We start from the raw sequence: 20,684 nt of genomic DNA on the forward strand, positions 1-20,684 counted from the left end.
TTTGATCCAGTGGGATTAGAACATCTTGACCTGTCCCGCGGAATTTTGAAACCATGGGACCAGCAAGGCCGGCTCTCGCGGTTAAAGCAGTGCTCGTTGACGCAGGATAGATTCCTCGAAAAACCGAGCAATTTTGGGGCAAAACGACGTCATGATATCCCGAAAAACGGTTCGGAGAACTAGAGATGGAATTACGTAGATTTCTCGGCATCGCGCCTTTCGCGGCGACACTACTCGCACTGGGGGGATGTCAGCATATGCCGGATACCGCTGCCGGGACAAGCTGGCAGGATCGGCCTGCCTCGGCAGAATCCGCCTATCTAGAGCGCTTCGAATCCGTGGAGAAGGCGGGTGGTGCCTTCTCCTACGATATTCTGAAACCTGTTCCCGGGGCCAGCACACCGGCGATGATGGTGTCAGAAAACGTAAGCGCCCCGATCGCGCCATCCGCAATCAAAAAAGTCATGGATTACGCCGCTGCGACCAACAGTACGGCGCTTCTCATCTGGCACGATGGCAAACTTGTTGCCGAGCGCTATTTCAAAGACAATACGGTCGACACCCCGCTCATCTCAAAGTCTCTGGCAAAACCGCTTTCGGCCATCGCCATCGGGCGTGCGATCGCTCTTGGCAAGATCCGCGATCTGGACCAGCCCGTTGCCGACTTCATTACCGAATGGAAAGGCACCCCTAAAGCGGCCATGACCATTCGGGATGCCTTGTCCATGCAGTCCGGCCTATTGGAACAAGGGTTCGCGCCGGGACCTTACAACCATTGGGCGCGAGCCTATCTCGACCCTTATCATGAGCGGTATATCGTGGATGAATATCCATTGACCACCGAGCCCGGCAGCACATTTGCCTATAGCAATGCCACCGGAGATCTGGTCGCCATCATTATCGCGCGCGCGACCGGAGAGAAATATGAAGACTTTCTGAGCGAAAAAGTGCTGCGGCCGATCGGGGCGGCCGGCGGCACGATCTGGCTCAACCGGGTCGACGGCGTGCCCCATTCCGGCTGCTGTATCAACCTGCCGGCACAAAGCTGGTTGAAGCTGGCTATATTGTTGCTGGAAAACGGCAGGGCAGGCGATCAGCAAATATTGCCGGAAGCGTTTGTTGCCGAAATGCGCAAGCCGTCGATTGATAATCCCCACTATGGTCTGGGTGTCTGGTTGGGGCAGACCTATGCGAAGCGTCGCGGCTTCGCTGGACCGCGATCGCCGCTGCCGAAAGTTCTGCACAGCGCACCCTATCTTGCCGATGACGTGTTCCTGTTCGACGGCAACGGCAACCAGGTTGCCTATATGATCCCGTCGAAAAAGCTGGTGATCCTGAGAACGGGTTCTGCCCCGTCAAAGCCTGCCGAATGGGATAACAGCTTCATTCCTAACACATTGCTTTCCGGAATGCCCTGATTCACACGTTCATGCGGCGTCGGACTCTTGACAGCGGCCGATCAGACTTGATGGGTTAAACTCAAAATAGCCCGACCAGCGCTGCACATCAGGCATGTCATAAGGATCAGTAGTGGGCTAGTCGCTTGGCGGACATATTTCCTTCAAATCCTTGTCAAAAAGCGGACACAAGCGATGAAGGCAGGGTTGAGACTTTGAGTTATGCCCGATTATAACTCCTCCCATCCGGCAAGATTTTTGCAAAATGTGAAAGTGACCCATTTCGTGCCAAGAGAGCTGACGTGACAGAATATGACTTCATCATCATCGGTGGCGGCTCAGGAGGATCCGTGCTCGCAAACCGGCTGTCGGACAGCGGCAAGTATGAGGTTCTGTTGATCGAAGCCGGTGGGCGCAACCGGTCGCCATTCCTGTCTATACCGGCTGCCATGGCGACGGCGATTGCAATGCCGAAATATAGCTGGGCATATCCGGTCGAGCCGGATCAGAGCCGTGGGGGGCTTCCCGACAAGTGGCCGAGCGGACGAGGCCTGGGTGGGAGCAGCGCAATCAACGGCCTGTTTTACACCCGCGGTCAGCCGCAGGATTACGATGGGTGGGCAGAATTGGGGAATGAAGGATGGGCTTATGCCGACGTCGAACCCTATTTCCGTAAAATTGAAAATTCAGCGATCGGGTCGGCCGAAACGCGCGGCAAGGACGGCCTGCTGTCGATTGCCAGACTGCGGGAAGTGCATCCACTCGCCGAGACTTTTGTCGATGCGGTTGAGGAATGCGGCATCGAAAAGGTTGAGGATTATAACGGCATTCACAGCTCTGGCGTCTCACTCGTTCAGGTGACCCAAAGAAATGGTCGCCGCCAGAGTGCCGCCGATGCTTATCTTACTCCGGCCCGGAACAGAGGCAACCTGACGATTCTTACCCATGCCCAATGCACCGAGTTGGTGATGGAGGAAGGTGTATGCAAGGGCGTACGGTACACCCGCGGTGGAGGAAGCAAGACCGCCTATGCCAGGCGCGAAGTAATCCTGAGCGCCGGGGCTATTGGCTCACCCAAATTGCTGATGGCGTCGGGCATCGGCCCGGAAAAGGCGCTGAAAGACGTTGGCATCGATGTCGTTCATGGCCTTGAGGGGGTTGGTCAGAACCTGCAGGAGCATCCCAACGTCGGGCTAAGCGCTGAGGTTAACGTACCGACCTACAATATTGATGCTCGCAATCCTTTCAAAATGGCTGCGCATTTGACGCGCTGGTTGCTTTTCGGGACGGGTCCGGCGACCAGTCCTTATTCGCAAGCGGCGGCATTCTATAATTCTGGCGACCTGAAGGGCCGTCCCGATCTCGAAATTCTGTTTGCGCCCCATGATTTCAAATGGACCGACAGCGGCCCGAAACCCAGCCCTTCGCCGGGGGTTAACCTGATCGTCAGTCTCTGTCGGCCGAAAAGCAGAGGGGAGGTATCATTGCGCTCGCGTGATCCTTCGGCTCCGCCGGTCATCCGGCACGAGATGCTCGACAATGCAGAAGATATGCGCCTGATTCTGGAATGCTGCCAGATGGTTCGAAAGGTCTATGCGACAGAGGCATTCGGCCAGCATGTTGTGAAAGAAAACCTGCCGGGCGAAGCGGTCCAGTCTGATGCCGAGATGGAAGAATATGTCCGCAGCGCCGTGTTCGGGGGGAACCATCTGGTTGGAACCTGCAAAATGGGCCAGGATAATATGGCTGTGGTGGACGAGAGACTCAAAGTGAGGGGCGTCGGCAGCCTGCGGGTGATTGACGCTTCGATCATGCCGCTGCTGATCAGCGCCCATACCAATGCGGCCACGATGATGATTGCCGAGAAAGGCGCGGATATGATCTTGCAGGATCATATCTCAGAGTAGTCACAGCGGGGAGTGACCCGTCGCAGAGCGAACTCCTGCAATTCTTCTGCGTGCGCATTCACCATGCCAGGACCTGCCCGGTTCAGCAATGGCGCGAACGTTCGTGATCCGAGGCTTAAGGTCTGGCCAGTTCGAATAATTCGTCCAGCACGGTGCGGTCTTCAATTGTGGCGGGAACGCTTGGCTCTTCACCGTCCATGATCTGACGGATTGTTCGGCGCAGGGTTTTGCCCGACCGCGTCTTGGGAAGCTTGCTGACAATATAGGCGCGTTTAAATGCTGCCACCGGACCGATGGCGCTGCGCACATGCTGGACCAGCTGCTGCTCCAGTTCAGCTTGCGCAATGTTGCTGCCGAATTTCAGAACTACAAAACCAACCGGTATTTGTCCTTTCAGATCATCGTGTATCCCTACAACCGCACATTCCGCGATATCTGGATGGGCAGCCAGAACCTCTTCTATGGCTGTTGAGGAGAGCCGATGGCCGGCAACATTGATGACGTCATCAATCCGCGTCATGATGAAAACGAACCCCTCGTCATCGATATATCCCGCATCGCCGGACAGATAATAGCCGGGATACCGATCAAGATAGGTTTCCACATATCGATCAGGCGCGTTCCAAACGGTTGATGCCGCGCCGGGCGGGAGCGGTAATTTGGCGACGATCGCGCCGGTTTCATTCGCATCAACCGGTTGGCCCGCAGCGTCCAGACACTCGATTTGCCAGCCAGGCATAGGTACTCCCGTTGAGCCGGGCTTGGTAGGCAGTTGCTCGATCCCCACCGGATTGCCGCATATCGCCCAGCCCGTTTCGGTTTGCCACCAGTGATCGATCACCGGTTTACCAAGCAGGTTTTCGGTCCATGCAAGTGTGCTCGGGTCGGTCCGCTCGCCGGCCAGATATACAGCGTTCAGATGTGACAGATCGTGTTTCCTGGCGAGCCGACCCTCGGGATCTGACTGTCTGATTGCACGGATGGCGGTGGGGGCAGTGAAAAAGCTGCGCACTTTATGGTGAGCGATGATCTGCCAGAATATTCCGGCATCGGGCGTACCCACGGGCTTACCTTCATAGATCACTGTAGCATTGCGATTGAGCAACGGACCATAAACGATATAGCTGTGGCCGACCACCCAGCCGACATCGCTCGCGGCCCAGTAGGTAGTGCCCGGCGGACAATCGTAGAGGCCACTCATCGTCCAGGCGAGAGCAACCAAATAACCGCCGGAATCGCGAACGATACCTTTGGGTTTGCCGGTCGTGCCGGACGTGTAAAGGATGTAAAGCGGATCGGTTGCGGCCACCGGCACGCAGTCGATCGGCTCGGCGGAGGCCAGTTCGTCAGCCCAGTCAAACGCGCCAGCCAAGCTCAGATCTGCGGCAGCCTGCTCTCGCTGCCAATAGATGGTGGTGGCAGGCCGGCTGGAAGCTGCTTCATATGCATCCTCGAGTATCGGCTGATACGCTATGATTTTCTTGTTTTCGATTCCGCAGGATGCAGCGATCACGACCGAAGGGGCTGCGTCATCGATCCGTGCGGCCAGCTCTTTCGCCGCAAAGCCGCCGAAAACCACCGAATGGACTGCACCGATTCGCGCGCAAGCCAGCATCGCAATCACCGCCTCCGGTGAATTGGGCATATAAATCAATACGCGGTCGCCGTGCTTCACGCCGTGTGAACGCAAAGCGCCCCCTAGCTGTGCTGTCGCTTGTTGAAGTTGCGCGTACGTCAATTGTCGCGAAGTGTTGGTGACCGGACTTTCGTATATGATCGCTGCCTGATCGCCGTGCCCACTTTCGACATGCCGGTCGACACAATTGTAGCACACGTTGATCATACCGCCGCTGAACCAGTGCGCGACACCATTGCTGTCCTGGGTCAGAACTTGGTCCCACTGCCGCGACCAGGATAATGAACCTGCCAATTCGCCCCAGAATGCTGATGGATCAGCATTTGCTCGGTTACGAAGCGTGTCATAGTTATTGATGTTGGCTTTCATGAAGCTACCATGGTCTTTTTCCTCGCGCACAAACTGCAATAAATAGGAACTTATCCAATGGTCGGATACAAACCGCTTCGTCAATGGAATGAGTGCGAAGATCTGACATTAGCAAGTTAATATAGCCGGATGTCAATGAAACCAGCGATGGGTCCAATATCTCAAACATTGCCGGCGGCTGAAGTTGTGGGATGCACTTCGAGCGAGAATATGGCGATATTTATCCGACTGACGGATAAAATATTTGGTCAGGCTGCGGCGTCAGCTTTTAAGGGCATAGGGATCATATGATGACCGCAGCAAAACTTGAAGCAAGTGCACCTCCGCCGGCCCCGGCTTCGTTACTCAGGCGCTGGCTGGTCGTCGCCGCTTTGTCATTCGCATCGATCGTCAGTTATGTGGACCGGCAGGTGATAAATTTGCTGGTGGACCCGATCAAAGCTGATCTCGGCCTGAGCGATGTACAGATCAGCTTGCTGCAAGGTTTTTCCTTTGCGCTTCTTTATGCCTTTCTGGCGATACCACTGGCGTGGGTTGCGGACCGCTACAATCGCAAATGGGTTATTCTGGGGGGCGTGATTTGCTGGTCTGCCGCGACGTTCGGCAGCGGTTTGGCGATGGGGTTTGCGGTGCTGTTTTTTGCCCGCATGCTGGTTGGTATTGGTGAGGCGACCTTGGCACCGGCCGGTTTCTCGATGTTAAGCGACTATTTCACCAAGGAAAAATTGCCCGCTGCGATCAGCGTTTTTACCGGGACCGGTTTTATCGGGTCCGGACTTGCGTTGATGATTGGGGGGTATCTTTATTCGGCATTGGCAGCGGCGGGGCCGGCCGTGACCTCGTTCGGAACTTTCCAGCCTTGGCAGCTGACGTTTTTTGCCGTCGCAGGGCTCAGTATTCCGGTCTTCCTCTGCTTGCTGCTGATCCGTGAGCCTGCGCGTACGGGCGTCATGGTGCTTGCCGAAGGCGAAGAAGCGCCGCCGGCGCTCGAAATATTTGCTTTCATAAAGCGCAATGCGACCGTTTTCCTCCCGCTGTTCTTCGGCTTCTCCTGCTTTGCGGCTTCCCAGTTCGGGATCGGGGCTTGGGCGCCCAGCTACTTCATCCGGATCCATGGCTGGTCACAAATGGAGGTGGGGCAATATTTCGGACCTGCCACCATGTTTGGCGGTCTCGCCGGCGTAGTTGCTGGCGGGTTTCTGGTCGAGCGCCTGCTCGCAGGCGGCATGAAGGATGCCACCCTACGGCTGCCCATGCTGGCAGTGGCATGTGCATTTCCCTTTGCAGTGGCTTTCCCGTTGGTATCGTCTCCCTTTGTGGCCCTCGCTATGCTGACGCTGGCCCTGTTTTTTGGCACCGTACCTTTCGGCGCCGGGGTTGCTTCGTTCCCTTTGATCACACCCAACCGGATGCGGGCTCAGATCATCGCGGTATATCTGCTGGTGGCAAACCTGTTCGGCTATTCGGCCGGACCGTTGCTGGTGGCCTGGCTGACCGACAATATGTTCGGGTCGCCGTCAGATATTGACCGATCCCTCGCGATCGCACCGCCAATGACCATGGCGATAGGCCTGATCCTGGTGGCGCTCGCGATGAAACCCTATCGAAAAATGATACTCAGAATTGAAGCGGAGCAATAGGCGATGGCATTGGTTAATCTATCCCGGCAAACAGAGGGCTTCCTCGATCGCCAGCAGGGACTGCTGATCGGCAAGGACTGGCAGCAGGCAAATGGCGGTGACCCAATCGCGGTGGTGAACCCGGCCGATGGCAAGATCATCTCCACCATCGGCGAAGCTTCTGCCGACGATGTGGACCGTGCCGTTGCCGCCGCTCGCCGTGCGTTCGATGATGGTCCCTGGACCAGCATGAAACCGGCCGAGCGGGCCGGGATCATGTTCAAGATCGCTTCTTTGATGGAAGACCATGCAGAAGAGCTGGCGCAGCTCGAAACGCTGGACAATGGCAAGCCGATCAAATTTTCGCGCGGTGAAATTTTCGCTTCTGCAGGGGCTATTCGCTATTTCGCGGGCTGGGTCGACAAGATCCACGGGACCACCCACAATGTGAACATGCCGGGCGATTACCACGTCTATACGTTGAAAGAGCCTGTTGGCGTGGTGGCGCTGATCGTGCCGTGGAATTATCCGATTGTGATGGCGGTGATGAAACTGGGCCCAGCTTTGGCGGCAGGCTGTACTTGCGTGCTCAAGCCTGCTGAGGATACTTCCTTAAGTGCGATACGGCTGGGCGAAATCATGCTGGAAGCGGGGCTACCCGAAGGTGTCGTCAATATCGTGACCGGGCGTGGCCACACGGTCGGCGCGGCGCTGGCAAGCCATCGGGACGTCAACAAGATCGCTTTCACCGGTTCGACCGCGACCGGCAAGGCCATCGCGCAAATCGCGGCTGCTGGCCTCAAGAAGGTCAGTCTGGAACTGGGCGGCAAATCGCCCAACATCATGATGGCGGATACGAATCTTGAAGCCGCCATTCCGGCGTCCGCGATGGGGATTTTCTTCAACAGCGGCCAGACCTGTACGGCGCCATCGCGGCTATATGCGCACGAAAGCATCGCCGACGAGGTGATTGACGGTATTGCCGCAATCGGTGGCTCGATGAAAATCGGTCCAGGGCTTGAAGAGGACAGTGACCTCGGCCCGCTTGTCTCGCAGAAACAACTGGACCGGGTCACTGGCTATATCAGTGCCGGTCGGGACGAGGGCGGCGAAGTCATCGGCGGTGAGCGTCACGGCGATGAAGGTTTCTTTCTCCAGCCAACGATCATCAAGAAGACCAGCAACCGGATGAAGGTTGTTCGAGAGGAGATTTTTGGGCCTGTGCTGGTTGTGCAGACATTCAAGGAAGCGGACGAGGCCGTCGCGCTTGCGAACGACAGCGAATATGGCCTTGCCGCCGCGATTTGGACCGAGAATCTGGGGCAGGCGCACCAGATGGCGAAGAAGATCAAATCAGGCATAATCGGTCTTAACACGGCAATGGGCGCAGATTGGGATGTGCCGCTTGGCGGGTACAAACAGTCAGGCATTGGCCGCGAAAATGGTCGCGAAGGACTGGAAAATTATCTGCAAACCAAATCGGTGTTTACGGCAATATGACAGACCTACCTACAGAGATACGCCGCATTGAAGTTGGCGACGCGGAAATTCATGTCGAGCTAACCGGCGAAGGCCCAGACCTTTTCCTGGTTGCGGGGCTTGGCGGGCGCGGCATATTCTGGGCCAATCAGGTCCAGGCATTGGCGCGGCATTTTCGGGTTATTACCCATGATCACCGCGGCTGCGGGAATAGTTCGCCGCAGAAGCTGGTGTACGGCGCAGAGCATATGGCCGAAGACCTGCTTGCTTTGATGGATGCGATGAACATCAAGGCGGCGCATATGATCGGCCATTCTACCGGCGGCGCAATTTGTCAGCATATTGCCCTGCAATCGCCGGAGCGCGTCAAAAAACTAGTGCTCAGTTGCAGCTGGGCCGGACCAGATGAATATTTTATCCAGCTCTTCCGGACGCGCCGCGAAATTCTTATCAATTGCGGCCCCGTCGCCTATTTTACCACCGGCACTTATCTGGCGATGCCGTCGACCCATTTGCAGCCGCAGATGAAAAGCTCCCGCGCGTTTATGGAAGAGCGAATGGCGGCGTTCCCGGGCTTGGACGTCGAGCTTTCCCGTTTGGCTGCGGTCGCAAGCCACGATTTGCGCAGCCAGGTCCATAATATTGCTCATACAACCCTCTGCATTGGAGCGAAGGACGACCAGATCACACCGCCGGGATTTACCGAAGAGCTAGGCAGGTTGATCCCGGGCGCACGCACACATTTGCTGGAACGCGGTGGGCATTTCTGTCCGATCGTGTCGACGGCAGAGTATAATCAGGCAGTGTTGAGCTTTTTGAAAGGATGAGCATGGGCGACGATATCACGAAAGGAAAGTCGGTTATCGTCGGGCCGGACGAGGGGCAGTCCCTGTGGCAGCCGATGCCGTCACGCGGCTATGTGGATCTCAACCTCACTCCCGAGAATATGCCCTATGACACATGGTCCAGTGGCGTACAGGTAATGCCACCGGGCTGCATGGTCCGGGAACATGGACATAAACAAAACCACGAACTGGTGTTTGTTTATGAAGGGACCGGTGAGGTCGATATCGACGGAGAGATCAGCCAGATTGTGCCGGGCACCACAGTATTATTTGCGCGTAACTGCACCCACTGGATCAAGAATACCGGCGACACGGATATGAAGATGTTCTGGGTTTTCTTCCCGCCTGGACTCGAAGACTGGTTCAAAGCGATCGGACGTCCCCGCAATCCGGGAGATCCGATGCCCGAGCCGTTCGACCGTCCCGACAATGTCCAGGAAGTTATGGACAAGATGCGTTTCCTGCCGCCGAGAGCTGTCGATTGATGCGGATCATCACACGATCGGAAGTCGAGCGATTGCTGCCTGTGGCAGTTTGCGTTGATATCATGCGGCAGGCGATGCTTGTGACTTCACGCCGGGATGTCACTCTGCCGATCCGTCAATTCATGCCGATACCGGATGCGCCGGGCAAGCTGGCGATCATGCCCGGTTCGCTTGGTGATCCGGCCTGCTTTGGCATCAAGCTCGTATGCAAATATGACAGGCCGCATGGCGATCCGCTGGGCACGCATGTTGGCATGGTCATGTTGTTTGACAGCGCAAAGGGCGAACCTCTGGCAATGATCGAAGGATCATCTTTGACCGCAATCCGCACCTCGGCGGCGAGCGCTCTGGCAACCGATATTCTGGCGCGCAAAAATGCAACGCGGCTGGCGATCATCGGCAATGGTGAACAGGCAATGCGCCATGTTCATGCAATGATGGCGGTGCGGCCGATTGACAATGTCACAGTCTGGGGCCGCGATGCCGGTCGGTCTGCCTCCTTTGCCGAGGCCGTCGAGGCCGCGACAGGCATCCCGGCACAAAGCTGCGGATCCTCTGCCAAAGCGGTTTCCGATGCAGACATTATCTGCACGACCACTGCTGCCAAGTCCCCGGTTCTGTTCGGTAAAGATCTTAAAGCCGGCCAGCATGTTAATCTGGTTGGCGCTGCGATCCCGACTGCCGCGGAGATTGACGATGAGGCCGTTGCCAAGGGTCGCTTTTATGTCGATTATGAGGAGGCCGCTATGGCGGCGGCTGGTGAGTTGCTAGGGGCAATTGAGCGCGGTGTAGTGACCGAGCGCCATATCGTTGGCGAGATCGGCAATGTGATTGCCGGATCGGCTGCCGGGCGGGCCAATGATGACCAAATTACGATCTATAAATCTCTCGGCCTCGCTTCCCAGGATCTCGCGGCTGCACATGCTGTCTGGCATATGGCCGAAGCAGAAGATCGAGGGATGTCGATCGACTTGCTGGGCTGACTCTCGATTACTCTATTCCTGAATTTCTAAGCAGGGTGAAATTGGCTTTAACCTGCACCGCGCCAATAATTGCAACATGCAGTGTCGCTGTCAGCCGCGGCCGAGAAAATCTTGTGCGCCGATCCGGTCTGGTGCGGGCGTCATCCCCGCGATGTCAGGAGACGCCTTAAGGGTGGACAGCGCATCATCCAGCGCCCTTCCGACTGCGGAAAGGGCTATCACGGGGAATAGGGCAACACTATAGCCCATGTCCTGAGCGGTTTCGGCGTCCGTTACTTCGGCGGTCGGATGCAGAAAATTGTGTAATAGCGGCAATCGGCCGGCCATCTGTCGCGCCAGCTCTTCCATCTGTGAGCGCTGGCTGATCGACTCGACAAAGATCATGTCGGCGCCGGCGTCGGCATAGATATGGGCGCGTTCCAGCGCCGCCTCAAAGCCTTCGCTGCTCATCGCGTCGCTGCGTGCGCTGATCAATATGTCATCATTGGTCAGGCTGTCCCGCGCGGCTTTGATCTTGTCGGACATTTGCGCGGCAGTGATCAGGGGACGGGAAAGCGGATTGCTGGCTGGTTTGACTTCAAGCTGGTCTTCGATCTGGATCGCCGAGGCACCGGCTCTCTCCAGCGCCTTTACGGTGCGGGCGACGGCAAAAGGATTGCCGAAACCGTGATCTGCATCGACCAGCATCGGGACGGAAATTCGCTCGCCAATCCGAGCGACGATATCCGCCGTTTCGCTCGCGGTCAGCAAACCGATATCCGGGCGCGCCAGATGAGTGGCTGCAAGCGCAGAACCTGACACGAATACCGCTTCGAAGCCGGCCGCTTCAGCGCGCAATGCGCTGAAAGCATCATAAATGCCTGGTACGGTGACAATCTCTTTTTTGCCTAGGCGGCGGCGGAACTGAGCAGGAAGGTTCATATCGGCCTAGTTGGTCGGAGCCGTGTCTTTGCGGCTCAGCTCGCCCGCGTCTTCCTTGCTCTTCAAGGTCTTGAACGCTTTATATTCATTGACGCCGGCCATTTCCTGCTTCGGCCAGCGGGTCGCAAAGCCTTTGGGGAAGTCGGAATCATCATCGGCGCGCCCATCCTCTGACCAGAGCAATGGAAAGTGACTGCCTTCGGGTTTTTCACCCTCCAGCATCTCGTCAAAACTGACGCCAGCGAGATTGACGCAATCCGGACGAGGCGCCCAACGGATATCATCCCCGAACACCCGTTCCGAAATAGCGATACGCCAGTCATCGGTGGGATTGCCGCCTGAATAGTGCAACACCCACGGGTGAACGATCAGCATATCGCCCGGATCCATATCCCAGGTCAGGAATCGCAGGCCTGGTTCACCGCGACGACTTTCAACTTCGGGATGTGGCGCGCGGTCATCAGGCTTGATCATCTTGCGGGCGTTGGGCGAGAAAAGCCAATAGGGTACGTCGTCATGTTGTGTTTCCGCGAGGACCTCCAGGCAGTTTTCCTTGACGATCGGGGTCAACGGAATCCAGATTGACGGAACCATCGTCCCGGTGACTGGCCAGCCCATTCTGTCACAATGCCACAGCGTTTTTGCATCCGATTGAGCGGGCTTGGCGAAAAACTCATCGAAGAAGAACCGGATTTCCTTCGACTCCATGACTTTGCCGGCAACCTCGGCGATTGGCGATTCAAATATGAATTTGCGATATTCAGGGATACAGCGCGCCATATAGCGTCCGGGGATTGTCGGCAGCAGACCGACATCTTCCTTCTCGATAATCACCTTTCGGGCAATCGGTTCCAGAAGGCTGATCCAGTCTTTGTCGAGCACATTGCGCAGACATACGGCACCATCGCGTGCATAATCATCGATATCTTGCTGCGTCACATCACGCAGGGGATGTTTATTCAGTGCCATAGTCTAAAATCCTTTACTCAATTTATCGAACAATAGCGCAAAACAGGTGGGACAGGTCGAGATTCGGCTTTTCTATCCGTCGGTTGGATATTTTTCTGCGCCAAAATATGATCAATCTGAATCAGGCTAAACGTCTTTGGGGGCGTCGAAATCGTCCCAATTCTGCCAGTCGGCGGTGATAAAATGCTCGTCGATCAGTGTTCGCATGTAGCATTTGCCATCGCGAAACCATTGCCATGTCCGGGAGCGGTTTTTGTGCGCCGCGTCGACCTGGATCATCTCGTATAAATAGATGCCCGGCTCTCCCTTTCGGACCCAGTTCAGGCAGGTCGACAGATGATTGTCGTCTGGTTGCATCGCTGCGGCCCAACCCTTGATCAGGTCATTGTCCCACCAAATGCGCCCATCGTGATAATTGGCAGGAAAATCCCGGGTTTCCTGTTTTCCGTCATCCCAGTAATAATAATTTGTCTGATGATAGTCAGACGGCTTGCCGTCTTCCGGGAGTCTGCACAGGAGCCGAGATTTGTGGGCATCGATCATTTCACCAGTGACTGCATCATAATATCGGTAGATCCCCTCCCAGACGCCTTCGCCGGCCGCCAGAAGTGGCATTTTTTCCTGTATCTCTTGCTTGGTAGCCATAAAAATATTCCTTCGGTTTCGCGCTAAATCAATGGTTGTTGCCGACCTGAAAACCTTTGCTGAGCGGTGCAGAGGCAAAAATCAGTATGTCTTCAAGGCGGCCGTCCTCACCGACCTCGAAGAAGTTGCAGTTGGACATATGCGTTTCCTCGCCTTCATCATCGGTCAGCGAGATGTTGAAACGGACGGCAACCCGGTTGGCCTCGGGATCGGCTGCGGCGATAAAATCCCGGAAGTGGATGACTGGGAAGCTCTGGATGAAATCTTCAAGATGCGCGTGTAACGCTGCCTTGCCGGTATAGGTGAAATTGCTGCTGGGAATGCGCATCTCGCAGTCATCCGCGATATTTTGCATCACTCCATCCAGATCATGAGCGTTCAGCTTCTTGAAGAATCTGTCCACGCAAAAGTCCAGCAGCTGTTCTCTTGTCCACGTCATATGGGGGCCTTTCTTGGTCCAGCAACGATGTCGATCACATCGCGCATTTGAGTGTTCTCCACATTATCGAAAATGCTGGCAAATAGCGCAGCGGGTTTTGCCGCGAAGCCTGCAACCTCGAAGCAGAACCCTATTTTGTTCAGCTGATCCTCGCGCGACATCGGGAATTTGGGGGACCCGAAAGGAAAGCCGATATTTCGTTCTTCTGTCCGCCCGTCAGCGAACAGTATCTCGATGTGCTGCGGTGCGAGAGCGTTGGGATCGGGATTATCATCCAGCACAATCGCAATTTTTTTGGCGTCGGCCGCGGCGCGGTCTGAATTCAATATCTCTCTCGTAAACAAACGCGGATCAATGCGGCCTTCCCGGATCATCATCGGAGCAATAAATTCCAGACATAGCCTTGCATAGGCCGGGCTCATATCATGCATATATGGCCGCCCGACCAGCAGCATGATCAGCGAAGGCAGCGAAACTGTAATGCTTGCTATTTCGTCCATATCAAGCCGGGTCTCTTTGCCGATATCCATGATCGCCGTCAAAGTCGCCTGTGTCGCCCGGCCCGCGGGAAATGGCTTGTGTGCTACCTCGGTAATTTTCCAAGGCTTGGCCCATCGGTCAAATTGCGCGTCCAGATCATTGGCTTGCTCAATCAGCTTGAAATAACCAAATTTCCCGTCAATCACATCATGAGGCCCGGTCACGCCGTTTGCGACCAGATCAGCTGCCGTCAGCGCAGAACGCGCGGCCAGTCCGATTTGCAGGGGCAGCGCTTCGGAGCCTTCCCAGTGCGCCTGCATTGTGCCAGCCACCTGACTATAGGCCAGACCCAGAAGGTCGAGCATCTGCGGGCGTGAATATGCCCGGATCCTTCCCAGAGCCATGGCGGCTCCCATCAATCCGGCAGCAGAGGGACGGAAAAACCGCGGTTCGGTGGTCGCTGCAGCTCCAAAGAATACTGCCGTTTCCACGCCGATAATCAATGCCTCCAATATATGATGGAGACTGACATCCGAGCATTCCGCTTCCGATATCAGCGCTGCCGTTGTCGTGCATAGTGCAATCACGACAGAAGGTTCGTGCAAGGCATCCCATTCCAGGCAATGAATTTGGGAACCGTTGATCACGGCTGCCGACAAGGCTGACAAATGGACGTCGGGACGTCCCAATATTCTGCATTGGCCAGATCCACCCCAACTGGCAGCCGTTCGCAGTATCTTGTCGCTCGCCGGGTTCACGGTTCCTGCGACCCCTACAGCCAGTGTATCGGCCAGGAAGGTCTTCGCAGCAGCCAACGTCTCTTCATCAAATTCTGCCGCGTGCGCAGCGGAGATACAATCGACGAGTCTCTCGCTGGTCGGGCAGCTGCTCCGGCTGGTTGCGCCGGAGATGGAAGATATGTTTGAAGCCATCAGGTAATTAGAGACGGATAACTGGCGTCACCTATCATGGATGGCATATTTATCCGTCAGGCGGATATTATCTGATTTGCAGCAGCCCGGATATTGCCCCTCATCGGAAAATATGTCAGCTTATCCGTCTGGCGGATAATGAATGAGGGTTGGACTATGGAGCGCGGGGTTCCCATTCGGGCGATAAGCAGAGCGATCTCGGTATTGTCGGCGATCAATCGCAGTGGATCGGCAACAATGATGGAAATCTCGAAAAGTGCCAGTATTCCGTACCCTACCGCATCGCGCATTGTACAGACCCTGCTGCACGAAGGTCTGATTGAGCGGGAATTGTCACGCAAGCGGTACCGTCCCACGGCTTTGGTCAAGACGCTTTCTGTGGGGTTCCAGTCTGAAGACCAACTGGTGGTCGCCGCGCGGCCGCATATTGAAGCGTTGTGCAACGATCTGAAATGGCCGATCTCGGTGGCGACGCGGGTGGGCACCCGCATGATGGTGCGGGACTCAACCCACAAACTCACATCCCTGACCTTTTCAAACTATTATCCAGGATTTACCTTGCCGATCGCGGACTGTGCTACCGGCAAGGTCTATCTGGCCTTTTGCAACGACGCCGAACGGGAAGCGATCATCGCCGGATGGCGTGCCACAGACAATGAAACGTCCAAGCAAGGGTTGTTGATAGTCCGTGACAACAGCGTTCTCGATCGCATTCGCGGTGATCATTATGCGCTCCAGCTACGCAACCTGTATAATGCGGAGCCGGGTAAAACCTCTTCGATGGCAGTGCCGATTTTTGGAAAGGACGACGAGCTGGTTGGTTCGCTGGGCGTCATCTATTTTTTCTCTGCGCTGAAAGCCGAAGCTGCCGTGGCCCAGTTTTTGGAACCGCTGCATAAAACCGCGCTGGCCATTCAGGATCAACTCAAGAAGATTTCCTAGGGCCATAGCCGGAAACGGCGGCTCTATGTTCGCCTGACAAAGGGCGTCCACCATCCGTTTTTCGGACATCCCTTCTGCTCGACATTACCGCAGAGCGAAGACTTCCGAACAAGTGCATCCAGCGTATCGCTTTCAGACTCTATGCCAAAAACAACAAACAACAAATGGCTGGAACAATTGGATGCAGGAACTTCGAACGCAAATAGCTATTGCGGGTGCTGGCCCAGTGGGCACCGTTGCGGCCTATTTTTTGGCTTCCGAAGGGATCGATGTGATTTTGCTCGAGTCCGGAGGCGATTGTACTCAGGATTTGAGAGCATCGACCTTTCATCCGCCAACACTGGAAATGCTGGACCGATTTGGTATCACCAAACAATTGATTGCGAGGGGCCTCAAAGCCCCGATCTACCATTTCCGGGAACGCAATACCGGCGAAATTCTTGATTTTGATTTGAGCGAGATCGCTGACTCCACTCCATTCCCGTTCAGGATTCAATGCGAACAATATCACCTGTCCCGGATGCTTGCTGATAATCTGGTAGATCAGCCTGGTGCTGACGTCCGCTTTGGCCATCGTGTTGTCGGATTTGATCAGGATCAGGACGGCGTCGACGTATATGCGGAAACACCGAATGCGATCGTGAAGGTTCGGGCGCAATATCTGATAGGCACGGATGGCTCCAACAGCATCATCCGCAAATGGCTCGATGCGGATTTCGATGGCTTTACTTATCCGGAAAAATTTCTCTGCTACACAACAAAGGAGCCGCTGGAAGAGAGGCTGCCCAACCTGTGCCACGTCAACTATGTTTCCGATCCCGATGAATGGATGGTGCTTTTGAAAGTCCCTTCCCTTTGGCGTGTTCTGGTTCCAGCAAAAGAAGAGCAGAGCGACGATGAGCTTCTCGCGGACGAAAAGAAGAATCAGGTATTTGGTGGATTGCTGGGGGATGGGGTATCCGTTGATACCGGCCACCGAACCATATACCGCGTGCACCAACGGGTAGCAAAGCGCTTCATGCACGATCGAGTGGCGATAATCGGCGATGCGGCCCATCTCAACAATCCAATTGGCGGTTTCGGGATGAACAGCGGTATCCACGACGCCTTTAATCTCTGTGAGAAATTTGTCGGGATTTTCAACAAAGGCAAGGATGCTACCAAGTTGCTGGATGTCTTTGAACGGCAGCGTCGCAAGACAACGCATGATTTTATCCAGGCCCAGACCATCAAGAACATGGAATATCTCTCCAGAGGAAAAGGGATGGAGCACGAGCAGCGCAAGGCTGAGATGCAACGGATCCATGATGACCCGGTTGCGCGGCGCTCATTTCTGCTGCGCCAGTCGATGATTGAAAGTCTGGAGCAGGAAAAGGAGCTGGTTTGATGTCGCTCAGGCCGCGCCCCAATCCCGACAGCCTGGGCTCGCGCAAGCTATTCGGTGTTCTCGGCCCGTCCACCAATACGATTGTGCAGCCCGATTTTGATGATTTGCGCCCGAGGGGTGTAACCAATCATTATAGCCGGATCGTGGTCGAGGATGCGCAGGCTATTTCCGACGAAACCTTTATGGCCGGTACAATGGAGATCTCGCGCAACACGCTGGATGCAGTGCGGGGCGTATTGACCTGCAACCCGGACTATCTCGTGATGGGCATGTCGGCCGTCACCTTTTATGGCGGCGCGGAAGGGGCCCGGAAATGGCGCGAGAATATTGAGCAGGCATCCGGCCTTAGCCTGTGTACAGGTTCCCAATCGCTGATCGAGGCGTTCAATGCCTATGGCGGCATCAAGAAGATCGCTGTGCTTTCGCCTTATTATCCATCAGCCAACCAGCAGGTGGCCCAGTTTATGTCCGATCATGGCATCGAGACGGTTGCTGACACCTGTTTGCGCTGCCCGAGCTGGACGTCGATAGCCCAAGTTCCGACGGCAACGCTGAGAAAAGAGCTGCAGAAGCTGGATGGCGATAATGTGGATGCTCTGGTGCAGGTAGGCACGAATCTGTCGATGGTCCGGCTGGCAGCTGCAGCGGAATTATATCTTGGCAAACCGGTCATTGCGATTAACACAGCAACCTATTGGAATGCGCTTCGCCAGAACGGCATCACCGACCAGATCCCCGGTTTCGGGCGTTTGATGGAAGAATTTTAGAAAGACCGCCATGCTTGAATATGATTATGTCCCGCTACCCAAGCGCAACCCAATACAATGGCCCGGCGGTGAAGGCCTTGCCATTATCTTTACCTTCAACCTCGAAACCTGGGACCTGACAAAAGACACCGATCAGCCATATTATGCCGGGGGTCCCGCAATATTGCCGGACATATTGCCAGGAAATATTCCCGATTTTCCCAATTTCAGCTGGCGGGAATATGGGCAGCGGGTTGGCATCTGGCGGTTGTTCGATCTGTTCGACGAGATGGGTGTTGCGGCCAGCTGTACGACCAATGCGGTGACCTTTGAACGGCGTGGTGCGATGACCGATGCGGTATTGGATCGCGGTTGGGAATTGCTGGCGCATAATTTTGAGCAGGGTGAGCTGCTGACCAATTACGCTCAAGATGAGGCCGCAGAACGCGACGTGATCATGCGGTCCATCGAGACGTATGAAAAATATGTCGGTCGGCCTCCCGTCGGCTGGCTGTCCTCTTCGCTCCGCGGGACGCTGAACACGGCAGGAATCCTCGCCGAACAGGGGTTCAAATTCTACTGTGACATCATGAATGACGACCAGCCCTTTATGATCCGCACCCAGCATGGGCCTATCGTCGGTCTGCCCTATTCCAACGTCGTCAATGATTTCACCATGGTCACGCGGCAGTCGTTGACAACGGACCAGTTTCGAGATCAGCTCATCGAAGAATTTGATGCCCTATATGCTGACGGCAAAAAGACCGCGCGGATCATGAATATCGGCCTGCACCCGCATGTCTCTGGTCGCGCTCATCGCATCCGGGCGTTGCGTGAATTTATCGCTCATGTCCAATCGCACCAGGGCGTCTGGTGGCCGAAGCGGGAAGAAATTGCCGACTGGTACGCGCTCAATCACGAAAGCCATTTTCCTGGGCAGCTGGATTGAGGCGATCGCTCCTGCTTAAATGATGGCGCAAACTGTCTTGAGATCGAGATAATTGTCGAGTGCCACCTGTCCGCTGTCCCGGCCAAAACCCGATTGTTTCATGCCGCCAATAGGCAGCGACGCATCGTACATGGCATGGCTGTTGATCCAGGTCGTCCCGGCCTTGATCCGGCCTGCCAGGCGCATGGCGTTGGAAAGGCCCTCGGTCCAGATTCCCGCAGCCAGACCATAGGGGCTGTCATTGGCGGCACGCACCACTTCGTCGAAATCGTCAAAGGGTGTCACCACCAAAACCGGACCAAAAACTTCCTCCTGCATGATGGACGAACCGGCTTCGGCGTCTGCCACGACGGTCGGGAGGACGAAGCTATGATTGTCGCCGGCTGTCTCGCCGCCGCAGATAATCGATGCTCCGTCTTTTTTGCTGTCAGCCACATATGTGGCAACTTTCGCGGCATGCTTCGCCGAGACCAACGGACCCATTTGTGTCGCCTCGTCCAGCCCGTGGCCCAGCTTTATCTGCGTGGCGGCTTGGGCCACGCCATCTATCACGTTATCGTAGACGCTGCGGTGAGCGTAGAGGCGCGATCCGGCGATGCAAACCTGGCCGCCGTTGAAGAAAATGGCGTTCGCCGCGCCAGGTATGGCGGCGTCCAGATCGGCATCGGGCATGATGATGACTGGCGATTTTCCGCCCAATTCCAGAGTCACTCGCTTCAAATTGCCTTTTGAGGCGTCGAGTATTTTGCGTCCGGTCGCTGTTGAGCCGGTAAACGTCAGTTTATCGACATCCATATGCGCCGCAAGCGCTGCTCCTGCTTCATGACCATAGCCGGTGACGAGATTGATGACACCATCAGGCAATCCTGCGTCCTGCATGAGCTGGAGCAGGCGGATTGCGGTTAGCGATGTATCTTCAGAGGGTTTCAGAACGATCGCACAACCTGCTGCCAACGCCGGCGCAAGCTTCATTGCAGTCAGCACCAGCGGCGAATTCCACGGCACTATTGCGCCGACGACGCCAACCGGTACTTTTTGCGTATAGGCAAAAACCTCTTTGCCTTCCGGTTGATAGTTGATTGATGTCGGGATTGTGGATCCCTCGATCTTCGTCGCCATTCCCGAAAAATAGCGGAACTGGTTGATCGCCCCGGGAATTTCTGCCCATCGGCCGACGTACAGCGCCTTGCCCTGATCGAGCGTCTCGAGCTCGGCCAGCTCGTCAATATTCGCCTCCATGATATCAGCAATGCGCCACAGCAACTGGCTTCGTTCCAGTGGCGTCATGGCTGGCCATGGACCAGAATCAAGAGCGCCTCTTGCGCTTTTTACGGCTTCGGCAATGTCCGCCGCATTACCGCGCTGAATATGCCCGATCGCTCGGCCAGTTGCTGGATCAAGCGTCTCGAAAGTTTCTTCACTCGCGCTTGTCACCCACTGACCATCGATCAGCATCTTATGTGTCTTCGCCGACAGGAAGGCCTCTGCCGCTTTACCGACGGGGCCGGGCTTGCAAATAATATCTGTCATCGGGAATCCCCCATCGATTTTCCC

General features: G+C 55.7%; 18 protein-coding genes. 11 read left to right on the top strand and 7 right to left on the bottom strand.

The features are described 5' to 3' along the window. Positions 1 to 185: 185 nt before the first annotated feature. Together ACN0WW_RS01215 and ACN0WW_RS01220 are read left to right on the top strand one after the other, a co-directional pair. On the top strand, positions 186 to 1,418 hold the full coding sequence (locus tag ACN0WW_RS01215; RefSeq protein WP_417608543.1) for a serine hydrolase domain-containing protein: 1,233 nt from the start codon (positions 186 to 188) through the stop codon (positions 1,416 to 1,418). Between the two features lie 281 nt (positions 1,419 to 1,699). Next, positions 1,700 to 3,304 carry a GMC family oxidoreductase gene (locus ACN0WW_RS01220; RefSeq protein WP_417608545.1) on the top strand — a complete coding sequence of 535 codons (1,605 nt, stop codon included), beginning with the start codon at positions 1,700 to 1,702 and terminating at the stop codon, positions 3,302 to 3,304. Between the two features lie 115 nt (positions 3,305 to 3,419). Here the strand turns inward: ACN0WW_RS01220 and ACN0WW_RS01225 are convergent, their stop codons facing one another. Continuing rightward, the gene (locus tag ACN0WW_RS01225; protein ID WP_417608547.1) at positions 3,420 to 5,309 is read right to left on the bottom strand and encodes an AMP-binding protein; all 1,890 of its coding nucleotides are present in this window, start codon (positions 5,307 to 5,309) and stop codon (positions 3,420 to 3,422) included. A 287-nt stretch (positions 5,310 to 5,596) separates the two neighbouring features. Between ACN0WW_RS01225 and ACN0WW_RS01230 the strand changes: the two genes are divergently transcribed. The 5 genes from ACN0WW_RS01230 to ACN0WW_RS01250 are packed head-to-tail and all read left to right on the top strand — an operon-like array spanning position 5,597 to position 10,720. Then, complete coding sequence (locus ACN0WW_RS01230) at positions 5,597 to 6,949, top strand: MFS transporter (RefSeq protein WP_417608549.1); 1,353 nt, start codon at positions 5,597 to 5,599, stop codon at positions 6,947 to 6,949. Positions 6,950 to 6,952: 3 nt separating this feature from the next. After that, on the top strand, positions 6,953 to 8,428 hold the full coding sequence (locus tag ACN0WW_RS01235) for an aldehyde dehydrogenase family protein (RefSeq protein ID WP_417608551.1): 1,476 nt from the start codon (positions 6,953 to 6,955) through the stop codon (positions 8,426 to 8,428). Further along, positions 8,425 to 9,234 carry an alpha/beta fold hydrolase gene (locus ACN0WW_RS01240; RefSeq protein WP_417608553.1) on the top strand — a complete coding sequence of 270 codons (810 nt, stop codon included), beginning with the start codon at positions 8,425 to 8,427 and terminating at the stop codon, positions 9,232 to 9,234. Before ACN0WW_RS01235 ends, ACN0WW_RS01240 begins: the two co-directional genes overlap by 4 nt. Positions 9,235 to 9,236: 2 nt before the next feature. Beyond that, a complete protein-coding gene (locus ACN0WW_RS01245) occupies positions 9,237 to 9,737 on the top strand; it encodes a cupin domain-containing protein (protein WP_417608555.1) in 501 nt (166 codons plus the stop codon). Next, positions 9,737 to 10,720: an ornithine cyclodeaminase family protein gene (locus tag ACN0WW_RS01250; protein ID WP_417608969.1), complete on the top strand. Its 984-nt coding sequence runs from the start codon at positions 9,737 to 9,739 to the stop codon at positions 10,718 to 10,720. The genes ACN0WW_RS01245 and ACN0WW_RS01250 overlap by 1 nt, the downstream gene beginning before the upstream one ends. A gap of 90 nt (positions 10,721 to 10,810) precedes the next feature. On the opposite strand, the gene ACN0WW_RS01255 is transcribed toward ACN0WW_RS01250, so the two are convergent. From ACN0WW_RS01255 to ACN0WW_RS01275, 5 genes are all read right to left on the bottom strand, one after another. Further along, on the bottom strand, positions 10,811 to 11,641 hold the full coding sequence (locus tag ACN0WW_RS01255) for an isocitrate lyase/PEP mutase family protein (protein WP_417608557.1): 831 nt from the start codon (positions 11,639 to 11,641) through the stop codon (positions 10,811 to 10,813). A gap of 6 nt (positions 11,642 to 11,647) precedes the next feature. After that, positions 11,648 to 12,610 (bottom strand): phytanoyl-CoA dioxygenase family protein, encoded by a 963-nt coding sequence (locus ACN0WW_RS01260; protein WP_417608559.1) that lies wholly within the window; start codon positions 12,608 to 12,610, stop codon positions 11,648 to 11,650. A 126-nt stretch (positions 12,611 to 12,736) separates the two neighbouring features. After that, positions 12,737 to 13,255 (bottom strand): DUF3598 domain-containing protein, encoded by a 519-nt coding sequence (locus ACN0WW_RS01265; protein WP_417608561.1) that lies wholly within the window; start codon positions 13,253 to 13,255, stop codon positions 12,737 to 12,739. A gap of 28 nt (positions 13,256 to 13,283) precedes the next feature. After that, positions 13,284 to 13,694: a nuclear transport factor 2 family protein gene (locus tag ACN0WW_RS01270; protein WP_417608563.1), complete on the bottom strand. Its 411-nt coding sequence runs from the start codon at positions 13,692 to 13,694 to the stop codon at positions 13,284 to 13,286. Beyond that, positions 13,691 to 15,106, bottom strand: coding sequence for an MmgE/PrpD family protein (locus ACN0WW_RS01275; protein WP_417608565.1), 1,416 nt, complete (start codon positions 15,104 to 15,106; stop codon positions 13,691 to 13,693). Before ACN0WW_RS01275 ends, ACN0WW_RS01270 begins: the two co-directional genes overlap by 4 nt. Positions 15,107 to 15,244: 138 nt before the next feature. Here ACN0WW_RS01275 and ACN0WW_RS01280 point away from each other — a divergent pair, with 138 nt between their 5' ends. From ACN0WW_RS01280 to ACN0WW_RS01295, 4 genes are all read left to right on the top strand, one after another. After that, a complete protein-coding gene (locus ACN0WW_RS01280) occupies positions 15,245 to 16,048 on the top strand; it encodes a helix-turn-helix domain-containing protein (protein WP_417608567.1) in 804 nt (267 codons plus the stop codon). 181 nt (positions 16,049 to 16,229) lie between these two features. Beyond that, positions 16,230 to 17,435 (top strand): FAD-dependent oxidoreductase, encoded by a 1,206-nt coding sequence (locus tag ACN0WW_RS01285; RefSeq protein ID WP_417608569.1) that lies wholly within the window; start codon positions 16,230 to 16,232, stop codon positions 17,433 to 17,435. Continuing rightward, a complete protein-coding gene (locus ACN0WW_RS01290) occupies positions 17,435 to 18,202 on the top strand; it encodes an arylmalonate decarboxylase (RefSeq protein WP_417608571.1) in 768 nt (255 codons plus the stop codon). The genes ACN0WW_RS01285 and ACN0WW_RS01290 overlap by 1 nt, the downstream gene beginning before the upstream one ends. 10 nt (positions 18,203 to 18,212) lie before the next feature. After that, positions 18,213 to 19,130, top strand: coding sequence for a polysaccharide deacetylase (locus ACN0WW_RS01295; RefSeq protein ID WP_417608573.1), 918 nt, complete (start codon positions 18,213 to 18,215; stop codon positions 19,128 to 19,130). Between the two features lie 15 nt (positions 19,131 to 19,145). Here the strand turns inward: ACN0WW_RS01295 and ACN0WW_RS01300 are convergent, their stop codons facing one another. Beyond that, positions 19,146 to 20,660 (bottom strand): aldehyde dehydrogenase family protein, encoded by a 1,515-nt coding sequence (locus ACN0WW_RS01300; protein WP_417608575.1) that lies wholly within the window; start codon positions 20,658 to 20,660, stop codon positions 19,146 to 19,148. Between the last annotated feature and the right edge of the window lie 24 nt (positions 20,661 to 20,684).

This window comes from Parasphingorhabdus sp., from assembly GCF_048269865.1.
Lineage (GTDB): Bacteria > Pseudomonadota > Alphaproteobacteria > Sphingomonadales > Sphingomonadaceae > Parasphingorhabdus.

Coding starts and splice junctions, on each gene's coding strand:
- ACN0WW_RS01215 (WP_417608543.1), top strand. CDS start 186: ATGGAATTACGTAGATTTCTCGGCATCGCGCCTTTCGCGGCGACACTA.
- ACN0WW_RS01225 (WP_417608547.1), bottom strand. CDS start 5,309: ATGAAAGCCAACATCAATAACTATGACACGCTTCGTAACCGAGCAAAT.
- ACN0WW_RS01230 (WP_417608549.1), top strand. CDS start 5,597: ATGATGACCGCAGCAAAACTTGAAGCAAGTGCACCTCCGCCGGCCCCG.
- ACN0WW_RS01235 (WP_417608551.1), top strand. CDS start 6,953: ATGGCATTGGTTAATCTATCCCGGCAAACAGAGGGCTTCCTCGATCGC.
- ACN0WW_RS01240 (WP_417608553.1), top strand. CDS start 8,425: ATGACAGACCTACCTACAGAGATACGCCGCATTGAAGTTGGCGACGCG.
- ACN0WW_RS01245 (WP_417608555.1), top strand. CDS start 9,237: ATGGGCGACGATATCACGAAAGGAAAGTCGGTTATCGTCGGGCCGGAC.
- ACN0WW_RS01250 (WP_417608969.1), top strand. CDS start 9,737: ATGCGGATCATCACACGATCGGAAGTCGAGCGATTGCTGCCTGTGGCA.
- ACN0WW_RS01255 (WP_417608557.1), bottom strand. CDS start 11,641: ATGAACCTTCCTGCTCAGTTCCGCCGCCGCCTAGGCAAAAAAGAGATT.
- ACN0WW_RS01260 (WP_417608559.1), bottom strand. CDS start 12,610: ATGGCACTGAATAAACATCCCCTGCGTGATGTGACGCAGCAAGATATC.
- ACN0WW_RS01265 (WP_417608561.1), bottom strand. CDS start 13,255: ATGGCTACCAAGCAAGAGATACAGGAAAAAATGCCACTTCTGGCGGCC.
- ACN0WW_RS01270 (WP_417608563.1), bottom strand. CDS start 13,694: ATGACGTGGACAAGAGAACAGCTGCTGGACTTTTGCGTGGACAGATTC.
- ACN0WW_RS01275 (WP_417608565.1), bottom strand. CDS start 15,106: ATGGCTTCAAACATATCTTCCATCTCCGGCGCAACCAGCCGGAGCAGC.
- ACN0WW_RS01280 (WP_417608567.1), top strand. CDS start 15,245: ATGAATGAGGGTTGGACTATGGAGCGCGGGGTTCCCATTCGGGCGATA.
- ACN0WW_RS01285 (WP_417608569.1), top strand. CDS start 16,230: ATGCAGGAACTTCGAACGCAAATAGCTATTGCGGGTGCTGGCCCAGTG.
- ACN0WW_RS01290 (WP_417608571.1), top strand. CDS start 17,435: ATGTCGCTCAGGCCGCGCCCCAATCCCGACAGCCTGGGCTCGCGCAAG.
- ACN0WW_RS01295 (WP_417608573.1), top strand. CDS start 18,213: ATGCTTGAATATGATTATGTCCCGCTACCCAAGCGCAACCCAATACAA.
- ACN0WW_RS01300 (WP_417608575.1), bottom strand. CDS start 20,660: ATGACAGATATTATTTGCAAGCCCGGCCCCGTCGGTAAAGCGGCAGAG.